This window comes from Ideonella sp. A 288 (assembly GCF_002198735.1).
Lineage (GTDB): Bacteria > Pseudomonadota > Gammaproteobacteria > Burkholderiales > Burkholderiaceae_C > Pseudaquabacterium.
Window position 1 is genome coordinate 1 of sequence record NZ_MWLO01000026.1, and the last position, 13,776, is coordinate 13,776.

General features: G+C 71.6%; 13 protein-coding genes and 1 pseudogene. 1 reads left to right on the forward strand and 13 read right to left on the reverse strand.

All coding sequences use genetic code 11. The annotated features are described in order from the left end of the window. Nucleotides 1-237: 237 nt before the first annotated feature. From EOINJALH_RS01240 to EOINJALH_RS01280, 10 genes and pseudogenes are all read right to left on the reverse strand, one after another. Complete coding sequence (locus EOINJALH_RS01240) at nucleotides 238-969, reverse strand: SDR family oxidoreductase (protein ID WP_088278495.1); 732 nt, start codon at nucleotides 967-969, stop codon at nucleotides 238-240. After that, entirely contained in the window at nucleotides 966-1,760 is a 795-nt protein-coding gene (locus tag EOINJALH_RS01245) for a cyclase family protein (RefSeq protein ID WP_088278496.1), read from the reverse strand. Before EOINJALH_RS01245 ends, EOINJALH_RS01240 begins: the two co-directional genes overlap by 4 nt. Beyond that, nucleotides 1,757-3,022 (reverse strand): SDR family NAD(P)-dependent oxidoreductase, encoded by a 1,266-nt coding sequence (locus EOINJALH_RS01250; protein WP_088278497.1) that lies wholly within the window; start codon nucleotides 3,020-3,022, stop codon nucleotides 1,757-1,759. Before EOINJALH_RS01250 ends, EOINJALH_RS01245 begins: the two co-directional genes overlap by 4 nt. 28 nt (nucleotides 3,023-3,050) lie before the next feature. After that, nucleotides 3,051-4,229, reverse strand: a complete 1,179-nt coding sequence (locus tag EOINJALH_RS01255; protein WP_088278498.1) for a thiolase family protein — start codon at nucleotides 4,227-4,229, stop codon at nucleotides 3,051-3,053. Further along, the coding region (locus EOINJALH_RS01260) for an AMP-binding protein (protein WP_234413597.1) at nucleotides 4,229-5,386 on the reverse strand (1,158 nt) is incomplete at its 5' end. The genes EOINJALH_RS01255 and EOINJALH_RS01260, both read right to left, overlap by 1 nt. Nucleotide 5,387: 1 nt before the next feature. Beyond that, a pseudogene (locus tag EOINJALH_RS32480) lies at nucleotides 5,388-5,837 on the reverse strand (AMP-binding protein); the annotation flags it as partial. Next, nucleotides 5,837-6,322 (reverse strand): aromatic-ring-hydroxylating dioxygenase subunit beta, encoded by a 486-nt coding sequence (locus tag EOINJALH_RS01265; RefSeq protein ID WP_088278499.1) that lies wholly within the window; start codon nucleotides 6,320-6,322, stop codon nucleotides 5,837-5,839. The gene EOINJALH_RS01265 and the pseudogene EOINJALH_RS32480, both read right to left, overlap by 1 nt. Beyond that, complete coding sequence (locus tag EOINJALH_RS01270) at nucleotides 6,319-7,680, reverse strand: aromatic ring-hydroxylating dioxygenase subunit alpha (protein ID WP_088278500.1); 1,362 nt, start codon at nucleotides 7,678-7,680, stop codon at nucleotides 6,319-6,321. Before EOINJALH_RS01270 ends, EOINJALH_RS01265 begins: the two co-directional genes overlap by 4 nt. A gap of 9 nt (nucleotides 7,681-7,689) precedes the next feature. Then, on the reverse strand, nucleotides 7,690-9,285 hold the full coding sequence (locus tag EOINJALH_RS01275; protein ID WP_088278501.1) for an indolepyruvate oxidoreductase subunit beta family protein: 1,596 nt from the start codon (nucleotides 9,283-9,285) through the stop codon (nucleotides 7,690-7,692). A gap of 2 nt (nucleotides 9,286-9,287) precedes the next feature. Further along, a complete protein-coding gene (locus EOINJALH_RS01280) occupies nucleotides 9,288-11,429 on the reverse strand; it encodes an indolepyruvate ferredoxin oxidoreductase subunit alpha (RefSeq protein WP_088278502.1) in 2,142 nt (713 codons plus the stop codon). A 216-nt stretch (nucleotides 11,430-11,645) separates the two neighbouring features. Between EOINJALH_RS01280 and EOINJALH_RS01285 the strand changes: the two genes are divergently transcribed. After that, a complete protein-coding gene (locus EOINJALH_RS01285; protein WP_088278503.1) occupies nucleotides 11,646-12,095 on the forward strand; it encodes a MarR family winged helix-turn-helix transcriptional regulator in 450 nt (149 codons plus the stop codon). 21 nt (nucleotides 12,096-12,116) lie between these two features. Here the strand turns inward: EOINJALH_RS01285 and EOINJALH_RS01290 are convergent, their stop codons facing one another. From EOINJALH_RS01290 to EOINJALH_RS01300, 3 genes are all read right to left on the reverse strand, one after another. Continuing rightward, nucleotides 12,117-12,533 carry a bacteriohemerythrin gene (locus EOINJALH_RS01290; protein ID WP_088278504.1) on the reverse strand — a complete coding sequence of 139 codons (417 nt, stop codon included), beginning with the start codon at nucleotides 12,531-12,533 and terminating at the stop codon, nucleotides 12,117-12,119. Nucleotides 12,534-12,561: 28 nt separating this feature from the next. Next, nucleotides 12,562-13,008: a hypothetical protein gene (locus tag EOINJALH_RS01295; protein ID WP_144289800.1), complete on the reverse strand. Its 447-nt coding sequence runs from the start codon at nucleotides 13,006-13,008 to the stop codon at nucleotides 12,562-12,564. A gap of 11 nt (nucleotides 13,009-13,019) precedes the next feature. Then, nucleotides 13,020-13,776 (reverse strand): hypothetical protein (locus tag EOINJALH_RS01300; RefSeq protein ID WP_088278506.1); only part of this gene is annotated, 757 nt, incomplete at its 5' end.

Below are 13,776 nucleotides of genomic sequence, written 5' to 3' on the forward strand. Positions count from 1 at the left end.
CCCCCGAGCCTGTGCTTCTCGCCGCAGTTGTCTGAGCGGAGCGCCCGCAGGGCGCGCAGCGAGTTCTGCGGCGCGCCCCCGTGGCGAGCATCGCAGCGAAGTTGGCGCAGCCGACCGCCACAGTCGGCGCCACCGTCGGCTGCCGCCTGTCGCGCCGCGCAGACCTTCAGCCGTAACGAACTTCCGCTACGAGCCCAAACTCGCCCGACAGCCCACCAGAAAGAACCCGCGATTGCGTCAGACCACGATCGTGCCCACGCTGGCCCCGCCGCACACGTACAGCACCTGCCCGGTGACGAAGCCGTTGCCGGGGTCGACGAAGAAGTCGACCGCGCGGGCCACGTCCTCGGGTGTGCCCAGGCGCTTCACCGGGATGGCCTCGGCGAGCTTGCGTTCGCGCTCGCTCTCGGCCGGCACCACGGCGTGGAACATCTCGGTGCCGCGGATCGGCCCGGGCGCCACCACGTTGACGGTGATGCCCTCGGGCGCCAGCTCGAGCGCCCAGGTGCGCGCCATGCCGATCATGCCGGCCTTGGTGGCGGCATAGACGGTGCGCGTGGCCAGCCCCAGCGCACCCCGCGACGACATCAGCACGATGCGCCCGAAGCGCCGCGCGCGCATCGCCGGCAGCGCCGCCTGCACCAGCGTGATGGCGCTGCCCAGGTGCAGTTCAGTCAGCGCATCCAGGTCGTCGAGCCGGGCGTCGGCCAGCAGCGCCGGGCGGATGATGCCGGCGTTGTGCACGACGGTGGTCAGGTCGAAGCGCCCGGCCGCCTCGCGCGCCGCGGCCGCCGTGGCGGCGCGGTCGCCCAGGTCCACGGCCATCGAGTGCAGGCGCGGGTGCTGCAGGTCGGTGGACCGACGCGACATCGCCACCACCTCGTGGCCGGCGGCCAGCAGGTGCTCGCAGATCACCCGGCCGATGCCGGTGCTGGTGCCGGTGACCAGCGCGGCGGTAGGGCGGCTCATGCCGATGCCCCCGGCACCAGCGCCAGAACGCGCAGCGGGCTGCCGCTGCCCTGCTGGATCTTCAGCGGCGGGCAGATCAGCACGCTGCCTTTGGGTGGCAGCAAATCGAGATTCGTCAGGCACTGCAGGCCGTAGCGGCCGGCACCGTGCATGAACCAGTGGCACGGGTACGGGGGACGCAGGTGATAGCCCTGGCCGGCATCGGTGCCGATGGCTTCCGAGCCGAAGCCCAGCACGTCGCGCTGATCGACCAGGAACTGCACCGCCTCGCTGCTGGGCCCAGGCGTGTGCTGACCGGTCTCGTCGAAGTTCTGGTAGGCCTCGGGGTCGCGGCGCTGGCTCCAGTCGGTGCGCATCAGCACCCAGCTGCCGGCGGGGATGCGGCCGTGCGCGGCCTCCCAGGCCTCGAGGTCGGCCACGCTGAGCAGGTAGTCGGGATCGGCCTGCGCCTGCGCCACGCAGTCGATCACGCAGGCTGGCGCCACGAAGTGCTGCACCGGGATGGTGTCGACCGCGTTGTTGGGCAGGTGGCGACCCGAGATCCAGTGGATCGGCGCGTCGAAGTGGGTGCCGGTGTGCTCGCCGCAGGAGAAGTTGTTCCAGTACCAGCCGGGGCCGCGCTCGTCGTAACGCGACACCTCTTCGATGCGGAAGGGCCAGCACTGGCCCATCTCGGGCGGCAGCGCGATCTGCGGGAACTCGGGCGTCAGCGTCTGCGTGAGATCGACCACGCGGATGCCGCCGCCGGCCATCGCCCCGGCCAGTGCGCTCAGGATATCTGTTGGGTTCATTGCCCCCCCGCCGCCAGCTCGCGCTCGAGCACCTTGGGGTTGTCGCGCCAACGCTCCAGCCATTCCTGTGCCACGTCACCCGGGTACACGTCTTCCACGCCATCGCGCAGCGCCTTGACGATGGCACTGGCCAGCGCCTCCGGCGACACCTTGGGCGGCGGCATGGCCTGGTTCCACTCGTCGTCCACCGGCCCCGGGAAGACGTTGACCACGCGGATGCCGGCCGGCCGCATCTCGGCGCGCAGGCACTGCGACAGCGAATGCGCCGCCGCCTTGCTGGCCGAGAAGGTGCCGTGCGGCGGGAAGTTGGACAGCGCATAGATCGACAGCACATTCACCCACGCAGTGGCGTGCGCCACGCCGTCGGCGGCGCGGCCCTTGAGCGCCGGGCCGAACTCCTGCGCCAGCCGCAGCAGGCCGAAGTAGTTGATGTCCATCTCGGCGCGCGCCACGTCGGTGCCCCGCCGTGCGCCGATGCCGAAGGCGCGGTGCAGCTCGGCGTTGTTGACGACGATGTCGACCTTGCCGCCGATCTCCCCGGCCAGCGCGGTCACCGAGCGCGCGTTGGTCAGGTCCAGCGGCACCAGCGACACCTGCGGCATCGTGCTCAACTCGTCCAGGCCGCTGCCGTGGCGCTTCCAGGGCTCGGCGTGGCCAGCCCACACCAGGTCGGCGCCGGCCTTCACCATCGCACGCACCAGCGCCTGGCCGGTGGGCGACATCGCGTCGGAGACCAGCACCTTGCGGAACTTGGGGTCGCTGGTCATCTCGCGCAGCATCGGGTCATCGGCCATGTGCTCACCCCCTCCGACGGGTTCAACGGGAAATCCGATCAGCACCGCCTGGCCCGCGCGGTCGAGCCGTGCGCCGACGGTGAGGCGCTGCGGCTCGTCGCCGACTGCGCCGTGCAGGTGCACCATCAGCGTCGGGCCGGCATCCAGTTGCACCAGGCCCAGCCGCCACGGCAGCCGCTCGCGGAAGAACAGGTCGTTGCTGTGGTGCAGCGTGGTGGCGGCCAGCAGTTGCCCGGCACCCGACTGCGCGCGCCAGCGCAGCCGCGCCGACAGGCAGGCATGGCAGGCCTCGCGCGGCGGGTACTGCACCGCGCCGCAGGCCTGGCACAGCTGCAGTTCGAAGCGCCCCTCGGCCGCCGCGGCGGTGAGGCCCAGCGCGACACGGCTGCGGCCGCCGGGCGGCAGGTTGATCTGCGGCGTGCGGCGGACCGGGTTCTTGCGCTTGGGCTTCATGAGCGGCATGGTCATGTCGCGCTCCCTCGAAGACTCGCCGTCGTCATGTCGCGGCCCCCAGGATCACCGCACCGGTGCACAGGCAGCGGTCATAAGTGACCATGCCGAAGCCGCCCACCAGGCCCAGCGTCGCGTCCTTCACGGCGCGCCCCTCGGCCGCGCCGGTGAGCTGGCGGATGGCCTCGGTCATGCCCAGGAAGCCCCCCGCCGCGCCGGCCTGGCCGGTGGACAACTGGCCGCCCGAGGTGTTGTTGGGAAAGTCGCCGTCGTGGGTGGTGCGGTGCGCGCGCACGAAGGCCGGGCCCTCGCCCTTGGCGCAGAAACCCAGGTCCTCGAACTGCATCATCACGATCACCGGGTAGTCGTCGTAGGTCTGCACGAAGTCGATGTCGGCGGGCGTGGCCTCGGCCATCGCATACAGCTCGTCGCGGTCGACGAGCCAGCCGCCGCGCTCCATCACCGGGTCGTCGCTGAAGGCGTTGTGGCGCTCGATGGCGCCGCGCAGCGCCGCGAAGGGCAGGCCCAGGTCGCGCGCCCGCGCCTCGCTCATCACCAGGAAGGCCTCGGCGCCGGCGCAGGGCATCACGCAGTCGAACAGGTGGATGGGGTCGGCGATGGGCCGGCCGGCCAGGTACTCGTCCAGCGTGAGCGGCTTCTTGAAGACCCGCGAGCCGTAGGCCAGCGCATTGGTGCGCTGGTCGACGCAGATCCGCCCGAAGTCGGCCCGCGTGGCGCCGTACTTGCGCATGTAATGCGCAGTAATGAAGGCGAAGATGGCGTTGGGGCCGCCCGAGCCATACGGGTAGGTGGCGTCGCGCGCGAAGTGGCTGAACGAGCCCAGCATCTGGCGGAACGAGTCGACATGGTTGGTGTCGGCCGCCACGCAGGCCACCACGCTGGCGTCGCCGGCCTGCACCGCCCGCGCGGCGCGGCGCAGCGCCATCACGCCCGACGCGCCACCGGTGGGGATGTGGTCGAGCCAGCGCGGCGACAGGCCCAGGTGCTGGGTGACGCCCACCGCGGTGTCGGGCGACAGCGAGAAGCTGCTGACGGTGAGGCCGTCGATGTCGGTCTTGGCCAGGCCGCTGCGGGTGATGAGTGCCTGCAGCGCCTGGCCCAGGAACCAGTGCGCGCTGCGGGTGGAATAGCGCACATAAGGCACGGTCACCGGCACCGCGACAGCAATGCCTTCATAGCCCCGGCGCCTGCCGATGGTCGACATCAGTCCTGCCGCTTCTTCATCGCGCGAGTATCGACGCAATGTGCCTGCCCCGGCAGCGCCTGCGCCAGCGCCTTCAGCTCGCCGCGCTGGATCTTCTGCGAGGTGGTCAGCGGCAGCGCGTCGACGAAGGCCACCCAGCCCGGCGCCTTGAAGTAGGCCAGCCGCGACAGCGCATGCGCCACGATGCGCGCGGCCAGCGCCGCCTGCTCGGCCGGCGGCACCGGCGCATGCGGCACGATGCAGGCCAGCACCTCGTCGCCGCGCAGGGCATCGGGCGTGGCCGCCACCGCCGAGGCCTTGACCTCGGGGCACTGGTTGAGCACGCTTTCCACCTCCACCGCCGAGATGTTCTCGCCGCTGCGGCGGATGACGTTCTTGCGCCGGTCGATGAAGTGCAGCAGGCCCTGCGCATCGCGGCTGACGATGTCGCCGGTGTGGAACCAGCCGCCCTGCCAGGCCTCGGCAGTGGACGCGTCGTCCTTGAGGTAGCCGGCAAAGAAGCCGTCGCGCGGGTCGGGCCCGGCGTGGCGCACCCACAGCTCGCCGGGCTGGTCGATGCCGGGCGTGCCGCCATCGTCGGCCACCAGCCGCACCTCCACATCGGCGCCCTCGCGGCCGAAGCAGCTGGTGCCCACACGGCGCGGCTCGTCGTGGGCCATCACCACCGCGCCGGCGCCGGTCTCGGTCATGGCCCAGGCCTCGAGCAGCGGGAAGCCGAAGCGCGCCTCGAACGGCGCCTGCAAGGCCTTGTCCACCCCCGCACCGAAGCCGAAGCGCACCGCGTGGCGCGCGTCGTCGTCGCGCGGCGGCGCCTTCATCAGCATCGCCGGCATCACGCCCAGGTAGTGCACGACGGTGGCGCCGGAGGCCCGCACGCTGGCCCACCAGGTGGCCGGGTGGAAGCGGTCGAGCACGATCAGGCAGCCGCCCGTGAGCACCATGGCCAGCGTGGAATAGGCCATCGCGTTCATGTGCACCAGCGGCAGCGGCGTGAGCATGCGCTCCTGCCCCGGCCGCAGCGCGGCCAGGCCGCCGACCGCGGCGTACCAGCGGCCCGACTGCAGGAAGTAGCGGTTGGGCAGGATGCAGCCCTTGGGCCGGCCGGTGGTGCCCGAGGTGTAGAGCAGCGCGCATTCGCTGCGCTCGTCGGGCACCACNCCCGGGGGCCCCATCGGCCATCAGCGCCAGCGGCCGGCCCGCCGCCGCGGCCGCCGCGCGCAGGTCGGCATGGCGATGCGGCAGCGCCACCGCCAGCGCGATCTCGGCGTGGCCGACCAGGTACTCCAGCTCGGCCGCGCGCAGATCGGCATTGATCGGCACCACCGACACACCCAGGCCGTTGAGCGCGAACCAGTGCAGGAAGAAGGCTGGCCGGTTGTCCAGCAGCAGGCCGACGCGGTGGCCGTGGCCATAGCCGGCCGCGGCATAGGCCGCGCGCAAGGCGACGATGCGCCGCTGGGCGTCGCCATAGGCCAGCTCGCCGGCGTCGATGCCGTAGGCCGCCGCCGTCTCGGGCAGCACGGCCACGAAGGGCTGGCCGCCCCAGCGCGTGGCGGCCTCGGCGAAGGCCGAGGCCACAGTGTCGGAGGCGGTGCTCGCCAGCACCATCACATGAACAACTGCATGTTGCCGAAGGCCGCGTCGCAGTTGACGAGGTCGACGCGCTTGAGCCGGATGCGCAGCGCCCCGTCCACCACCACCAGCGTGTGCGTGGCCCAGCCCGCGTAGAGCGTCTGGTCGTCGAGCCGTGTCTCCACGTAGTGGAAGGCGGTGCGGGTGACGTACACGCCCGCCGCGTCGTCGCGCGATTCGACCGTGGGCTGCTGCAGCAGGTGGTGGCAGCGGCTGCGCGGCTGCTGCGAGAAGGTGCGCGCGCCGTGCAGGCGCTCGATGCGCACCTTCAGCAGCAGCGTGTCCTCGTACAGCAGCGACGCATGCAGCTTGGGGTCGGTCTGGCCATGGGCCAGCGGCATCCAGTAGAAGCCGTCGTCGGCGAACAGGGCCAGCCAGTCCTCGAAGCGCAGGTCGTCGAGCATCCGCGCCTCGGCGACGACGAAGTCGACGAGTTGGGCGTTGGTGGGCACCGTGCTCATCGCTGCACCTCGGCCGCTGCGGCGTCGCTGGACGCCGATGCGGGTGCCATCGACGCGGTCATGAACTTCACCCAGGCGCGCATCTGGTGGCGCATCTGCCACTCGTTGGTGCCGTTGGTGGCGACATTGGCCTGGCCGTGCTCGGCCGGGTCGTACAGCCGTGCCACGTTGACCCAGTTCGTGCCGCGCGAGTGCAGTGCGCGCTGGGCGCGCTCGTACATCTCGAGGTCGTCGTGGCCCACCACCGAGGTGGGCGCGTTGATGAGCCGGTTGTACATCAGCGTGCGCTCGAGCAGCAGGTCGGGCGCGCCGACCAGCCGGAAGGTCCACGATTCGACCAGCGTGCGGTCGGCGGCGATCGGCTTGAAGATGCGCAGCGTCTGGATCGGGCCCTTCACCATCACGTGCGGGAAGTACACCGTGTTGTGCCGCACGTCGCCGAGGATGTGCTTTGCGCGCTCTTCGCCGTAGGCCGCCACCATGCTGTCCCAGTAGCCCGGCGCGGGCGAGTAGGCGGCGTGGATGGAATCGGCCACGCCGGTATGGCCGTGGCCGTTGGTCCAGACGCGGATGCCCATCTTCTCGAAGAACTCGTAGGGGCTCATGAAGGGCGCGAACAGTTCCACCGCCATCGGCTTGGGCGTGCCGGGCGGCGCCTCGTTCCACACCCGCACCGCGGTGCCGGCGGACGACTGGTGCGCCACCATCGGGTGGCAGGTGTCGGTCTGGTTGTCGACCAGCATCTTCCAGTTGCAGCGGTGCAGGTAGCGCATCACGCCGCCGGCCACCTCGAGCCGGCCCTCGGGCGAGCGGTCGACCATGTTGTCCAGCGTGGACAGCGATTCGCCGAAGAAGTCGTCGAAGCCGATGCCCTGCGGGTTCAGGCGGCAGAAGACGAACTCGCGGTGCACCTGCACCGCGCCCACCGCCGCCATGCCGCGGCTGGCCTCGCAGCGCTCGAAGCCGGTGTGCTCGTAGCCCTGGCGCAGCGGGATGTTCAGCAGCGAGCCGTCGGTGCGGTAGGTCCACGCGTGGTACGGGCAGCGGAAGAACTTGCCGGTGTGGCCGGCGCTGTCGGGCGCCACCTGCACACCCTTGTGCGCGCAGCGGTTGTGCAGCACGCGGATGCTGCCGTCGGTGTGCCGCACCATCACCACCGGCTGGTCGCCCACCGTGGTGCTGTAGAAGTCGCCCTCCTTCGGCACCTGGCTGGCGTGGCCGACGTAGACCCAGGTGTTGGCGAACAGGTGCGCCATCTCGAGGTCGAAGACCTCGGGGTCGATGTAGCAGTCCTTGTGCACCTCGGTGTCGCGCACCAGCGCGGCGATGGCTTCGGGGTGATCGGTGTAGCGGCCCATGGTGTGTTCCTACGGGTGCGGGGTGGAAGGCGGGGCGTGGCCGGTGGCATGCCCTGGCGCCGAGTGCGACGCCACGTGGGGCGCCAGCCGCTGCAGCGCGGCCTGCAGCGCCCGGCCGTGCTCGTCGGCCAGCGCGGCGTCGCGCAGCACGGCCAGCGTGGTGGCCGCGGTGCCATGCTGCCAGCACTGGCGCAGCAGTTCGAAGTGCCGCCAGCCGCGCTCGTGCGTGTCGCCGTAGCCCTTGACCAGGCGCTGGCAGCGGGCGATCTCGGTGGCCAGCGCCAGGTCGGTGGCGGCCGCATGGCCGATGTCCGCCAGCCAGCCCTCGATGCGCGGCTGCTCGATGGCGAAGCGCAGCGTGCCGCGGCGCCAGCGGCGCAGGCCGGCCACCACCGTCAGCATCAGGTGACCGCGCAGCGAGGTGGTGGTGACCACGCGTCCTTTGGATGCTGCTGCTTCAACCCAGCGGCGTGGCGCGCCCGAGGCCAGCAGCCAGCGGCCCAGGCCGGCGGGCAGCGTCTCGGCGATCTCGTCCAGCCGGGGGTGCAGGTATTCGCTGACCTGCAGCAGCTGCCCCGGCAGCACGCCCACCTCGCCGCGCACGCGGTCGAGCCGCGAGCCGCGGGTCTTCAGGTCGGCCACGCGGATGGTGTCCTCGTACGACATCCACAGCGCCAGGTGGCGGGCGGTCTCGTGCAGCAGCGGCGACGAGCGCGCGTGCATGGCACCCGCCGCGGCCTGCACGCCGGCCAGGCGCTGCAGGTACAGCGCGGCATAGGCCGGGTCCTGGTAGTCGACCACGCGGCGCAGGCCGTCGACCACGGTGCCCAGCGTGTCGCCGTCGAAGGCCGCCCGGGCCTGGTCGAGCAGCGCCTGCACCTCGGGGTGCACGGACCGCGGCACCGCGGGTGGTGCCGCCGGTGCCGCCGCTGCGGCCGATGGCGCTGCGGCATCGACCGCCGGGCCGGGCCCGCCCGCCGCGCGGTCGAAGGCCTCGCCGAAGGCCTTCAGGCTGGGCCCGACGCCGACGCCGCCCCGCGACACCGTGGCCTCGAACTGCGCCCGGCTGAAGGGCAGCGCACCGCTGCCGGCCAGCGCGCCAAACAGCACCGCGCTGATCACGCTGCCGGCCTGCGTGGCCGACGCCGCCATGTCCCAGCCGATGAAGCGCCGTGCCGCGCCCTGCGCATGGGCCAGCAGCGCCGCGCTGTCGCTGCGGCCGTCGCCCATCGCCGTCTTCTCGGCGATGGCATACACCCGGTGGGTGGACGCCAGCAGCGTGGTGCGCTCGGGCGTGACCAGCCCGCGCTGCACCGCGCGGCCGGCCTCCATCAGCTCGGACGCCAGCACCACGTCCACGTCGCCGGGCAGCGGCATCAGCGCCAGCACCGGCGGTACGCCGGCCTGCTGCGCCGCGTCCTCGGGGAACAGTTCGACGTAGTACAGGGTGGCGCCGGTGCGCTGCGCCACGCCGGGCACCGAGGTCACCTGCGCGAGGTGGCCGTTGTGCTCGCCGAGGTCGACGATCCAGTCGGCCAGCACGCCGCCGCCCTCGCCGCCCATGGCCAGGATGGCGATCTTGATCGGTTGCGCTGCACTCGCCATGCTCAGAACGCGAAGCGCTCGCGCCGCGCCGCGCCGCGCCGCTGCAGCCAGCCGATCACCGCGCTGCGCAGCCGATGCCGCAGGCGGTCGAACGCGGTGGGGTGGCTGACGATCTGCGCCTTGTAGAACGACGGGCACAGCACCGCCGCATGGGCCACCTCGCCGCACAGCCCGCAGCCGACGCAGGAGTCGACCACCGCGGCCACCGGGTCGGTGCGCAGCGGATCGGGGTTGGGCTGGATGGTGAGCGACGGGCAACCCGACAGGCGGATGCAGGAGTGGTCGCCGGTGCAGGTGTCGGGGTCGACGCCGAAGCGCTCGCGCACCACGCGCCGACCGGCGGCCAGGTCGGCCCGCACCTGGGGTTTGAGCCGCCGCTGCTTGTTGAGCATGCATTCGCTCTGCGCGATGACGACCTTGGGTCCGCTCTGTTTGCTCGTCAGCGCGTCCTTCAGTGCGGCCTTCATGTCGGCCAGGTCGTAGGTGTGCTCCACCGTGCGCACCCAGTCGACACCCACGCCGCGCACCGCCTTCTCGATGGCGTGGCCGGTGCTGCGCGTGGGGTTGTCGGCCACCGACGACAGGATGTCTTGCCCGCCGGTGGCCGAGGTGTAGCGGTTGTCGACGATGACGGTGAGGTTGTCCGAGCGGTTGAACACCGCGTTGGCGATGCCGCTGGTCAGCCCGTTGTGCCAAAAGCCGCCGTCGCCCATGATGGCGATGGCGCGCTTGTCGGCCTTCACGTTGAGCGCCGCCGCGCCGGCCGCGCCCAGGCCGTAGCCCATCGTGGTGTTGCCCAGGTTGAAGGGCGGCAGGATCGAGAACAGGTGGCAGCCGATGTCGGCCGACACGTGGTGCTCGCCCAGTTCGCGCTCGACCAGCTTCATCGCGGTGAACAGCGGCCGCTCGGGGCAGCCGGTGCAGAAGCCCGGCGGGCGCGCATGCACCACCTCGGCCAGCGGTCGCGTGCCGGGCCGCGGCGGCACTGCCACCGGCGCCATGCCGCGCTCGGGCAGGCGCCCGCAGATCTCGAGGAAGGCGCGCACGCCGGCCAGCACCTCGGCCGCGGTGTACTCGCCGGCTGGGGCCAGCACGTCCTTGCCGTGCAGCGCCGCGCCCACGCCGCCGGCGCGCAGGATGGCCGCGATGTTCTGCTCGAGGTGGTTGGGCTGGCCTTCCTCGATCACCAGCACCTCGCGCTTGTCGTCGCAGAAGCGCAGCACCTCGGCATCGACCACCGGGTAGGTGACGTTCATCACGTACAGCGGGATCTGGCTGCGGCCGTGCACGTCGGCCAGGCCCAGCCGCTCGAGCACCCGCAGCAGCGTGTTGTAGTTGCCGCCCTGCACGATGATGCCGATGTCGTCGGGCACCTCGCCGAAGAACTCGTTCAGGCCGCGCTCCTGGATGAACTTCACCGCGGCGGGCCAGCGCTGCTGCAGCTTCTCTTTCTCGTGCAGGTAGGTGGACGGTGGCAGCGCGATGCGGCTGGTGTCGCGGCGCGGCTGTTCCATCGCCTCGCGCAGCGTGAAGGCCGGTCGCTGGTTGGCGCCCGCCACGAAGCTGCCGTGCACGTGGCAGGCGCGGATGCGCAGTTGCAGCATCACCGGCGTGTGGCTGGCCTCGCTCAGTTCGAAGCCGTCCTTCACCGCCTTGACGATGCTGGGCAGGTTGGGCCGCGGATCGAGCAGCCACAGCTGCGACTTCATCGCGAAGGCGTGGCTGCGCTCCTGCATGATGGAGCTGCCCTCGCCGTAGTCCTCGCCCACGATGACCAGCGCACCGCCGATGACGCCGCCCGACGAGAGATTGGCCAGTGCGTCGCTGGCGACGTTGACGCCCACCGGGCCCTTGAAGGTGCAGGCACCGCGCAGCGGGTAGTTGACGCTGGCCGCCAGCGTGGCCGCGGCGGTGGCCTCGCTGGCGCTGTTCTCGAAATGGATGCCGTGGTCGGCCAGGATGTCCTGCGCGTCGGCCAGCACGTCCATCAGGTGCGAGATCGGCGCGCCCTGGTAGCCGGCCACATAGGCCACGCCCGACTCGAGCAGGGCCTTGGTGACGGCCAGGATGCCCTCGCCACGGAACACCTCGCCCTCGCCCAGGCGCAGCTGCTTGACCTCTTCGGTGAACGATCGCTCGGCCATGGTCGGGCTCTACGGCCGACGGCGCCGCGGGGCGCCCTGGCGGGCTGCGGCGATGCGGGAAACTGCGGTGAACCGGCGGGGAGGCATGGCGTACATTCCAACCCATGCATTTGCATAGGTCAAGAGTGGAAGCATTGACACCGGCGCCGGCCCTGGCATCGGACGGCGGCTTGCGAAGCCCGCGGCGGGCCGCGCTGCGGCGCTGAGCACCCCGCCATGGCCCGCCAGCGCTTCGTCGACGGCTACCTGGCCGCGCTGCTGGCGCAGGCCAGCCAGCTGATCTCGAGCGAGTTCCACGAGGTGGTGCGCGCCGGCGGCCTGCCGGTGGCCGAATGGCGCATCCTGGCCTCGCTGGCCGGCGGCGACGAGATCCCGGTCGGCCGACTGGCGCAACTGGTGCTGGTGCCGCAGCCCACGGTCACGCGCCAGCTCGACCGCATGGCGCTGAAGGGCTTGGTCGAGCGCGTGGCCGACGCCACCGACCGGCGGCTCACGCTGGCCCGCATCACGCCGCAGGGCCAGGCGCTGGCGCAGGGCCTGATCGCCCAGGCGCGGGTGCACGAACGCCGCGTGCTGGCCCCGTTCGGCCCCGAGCGCGCGGCACTGCTGAAGCAGGTGCTGCAGGACATCATCGACCAGCACCAGCGGCCCACCGGCCGCGGTTGATCGGGACGGCCGGGCGCCGGGCTACCCGCCCGAGCCGCCGGGCGCGTCGGCCAGGCAGACCCGCAGCGGCTCGGCCGAGCCGGTGATGTGGCCCAGCCACCAGAGGGCCAGGAAGCGCTGCAGCTCCAGCCGGTCGAAGTGCTCGGTGGTGACGATCTCGTCGGCCAGGTACTCGAACTCGTCGCAGTCGATCTGGTGGTCGTCGAGGTCGGCGTAGCCTCGGCTGGCCAGCAGCGCCGCCTCGGCCTCGAAGTGCTCGCGCGCCATCGCCCGCAGCCGCTCGAAGCCCTGGTCGAACTGCCGGTCGGCCTCGTCGCCCTGCCCGTCCAGGCAGCAACCGGCGAGCAGATTGCACTGGCTCAGCAGCGCCTGGTGCTGGGCGTCGATGAGCGGGTGTCCGACGCTGAAGCCGGGGTCCCAGGGCACGCGGGTGGGCATGGATCGATGGCCTCGGTGAACGGCGGGATCAGAAACCCAGCGACTCGACCACGGCGACGAGGTCGGCAAAGCTGGCGGCCTCGAGCTTGACCTGCAACGCAGCCTTGTCCAGGCCCTCGCACTCGAAGCGCGTCAGGCTCACCTCCAGCGGCAGCTCGCGGATCTCCAGCGGCGACATGAACCCGATGTGGCAGATGTGCGCCAGGCACTGGCGTTCCGGCTCGCTGAGCTCCAGGCCGTGGTAGCGCAGCAGTTCGAGGTAGCGCTCGGCCGTGCGGTTGACCTTGCCGCTGATCTCGAGCGTGTTCCGCTGGCCCTCGGTGAGGATGGCCAGCGGCGGCCCGAAGAAGATCGGCGTCTTGCCGACGTTGCGGGTCTGCTCGTCGCGCGTCAGCGCCGGGGCGACCCAGGTGGGGTCGCCGCGAACCGGCTTGGCCGGTTCGGGTGCGCCGGTTGCATCGGGGGCGTCGGTCATCAGTGCGGACATCAATGCTGTGGGATCGCGTGCGACTTCTCGAACTTCGCGTCCTTCATCCCCCGGGGCAGCTGGGGCGGCGATTCCGGCGCCAGCTGGATGAAGCCCTTGTTGCGCGCGCCGTCCTGCACGTTGTGCGGGTTGTGGCATTCGGTGCAGGTGAACCAGCGCTTCTTGCCGGTGCTGGTGAAGTCACCGATGCGCTTGCCGTGGATGCCGTCGCGCCAGTCGCGCAGCTTGTCGCCGTGGCACTTGCCGCACAGCACCTGCGGCTGGTCGAAGCTGATCGGCTCGCCCTGGTGGCTGACCAGCTTGTTGCGCTGGGTGGCGTGGTGGCAGTCCAGGCACCAGATGGCGCCGCGGCCATGCTGGAAGTCCTTCGCATCCGGGTACATCGCCTCCATCGTCGGGATCGGCACCGGCTTGTTGCTGGTCGGGAAGCCCTTCGGGTAAGTGCCGTTGTGGCAGGCGGTGCCGCACTGGGCCAGCAGGTTCAGCTTGGGGGAGCGCGGCTTGACGACGGCCTGGCCGTCGGGGATGTTCTCGAGCTGAGGCATCTTGCCCATCGGCACGGTCTCGTCGTAGGGGTCGCCGTACCACAGCGCCGCGCCGGTGGCCGGCGAGCACTTCACGTTGGCCAGGCCCGGCTTGAGTTCGCGCTTGGTCACCTCGGTGGCGCCCTTGCGGCTCTCGAAGCAGATCTCTTCCTTCTTCTCGGCGGGCGCGGCGGCGATGGGCGCCGACGCGGGGGCCGCAGCAGGCGCGGGG

Bases quoted from the DNA above. Each gene is read 5' to 3' on its own strand.
- EOINJALH_RS01240 (WP_088278495.1), bottom strand. From the start codon at position 969: ATGAGCCGCCCTACCGCCGCGCTGGTCACCGGCACCAGCACCGGCATC.
- EOINJALH_RS01245 (WP_088278496.1), bottom strand. From the start codon at position 1,760: ATGAACCCAACAGATATCCTGAGCGCACTGGCCGGGGCGATGGCCGGC.
- EOINJALH_RS01250 (WP_088278497.1), bottom strand. From the start codon at position 3,022: ATGACCATGCCGCTCATGAAGCCCAAGCGCAAGAACCCGGTCCGCCGC.
- EOINJALH_RS01255 (WP_088278498.1), bottom strand. From the start codon at position 4,229: ATGTCGACCATCGGCAGGCGCCGGGGCTATGAAGGCATTGCTGTCGCG.
- EOINJALH_RS01265 (WP_088278499.1), bottom strand. From the start codon at position 6,322: ATGAGCACGGTGCCCACCAACGCCCAACTCGTCGACTTCGTCGTCGCC.
- EOINJALH_RS01270 (WP_088278500.1), bottom strand. From the start codon at position 7,680: ATGGGCCGCTACACCGATCACCCCGAAGCCATCGCCGCGCTGGTGCGC.
- EOINJALH_RS01275 (WP_088278501.1), bottom strand. From the start codon at position 9,285: ATGGCGAGTGCAGCGCAACCGATCAAGATCGCCATCCTGGCCATGGGC.
- EOINJALH_RS01280 (WP_088278502.1), bottom strand. From the start codon at position 11,429: ATGGCCGAGCGATCGTTCACCGAAGAGGTCAAGCAGCTGCGCCTGGGC.
- EOINJALH_RS01285 (WP_088278503.1), top strand. From the start codon at position 11,646: ATGGCCCGCCAGCGCTTCGTCGACGGCTACCTGGCCGCGCTGCTGGCG.
- EOINJALH_RS01290 (WP_088278504.1), bottom strand. From the start codon at position 12,533: ATGCCCACCCGCGTGCCCTGGGACCCCGGCTTCAGCGTCGGACACCCG.
- EOINJALH_RS01295 (WP_144289800.1), bottom strand. From the start codon at position 13,008: ATGACCGACGCCCCCGATGCAACCGGCGCACCCGAACCGGCCAAGCCG.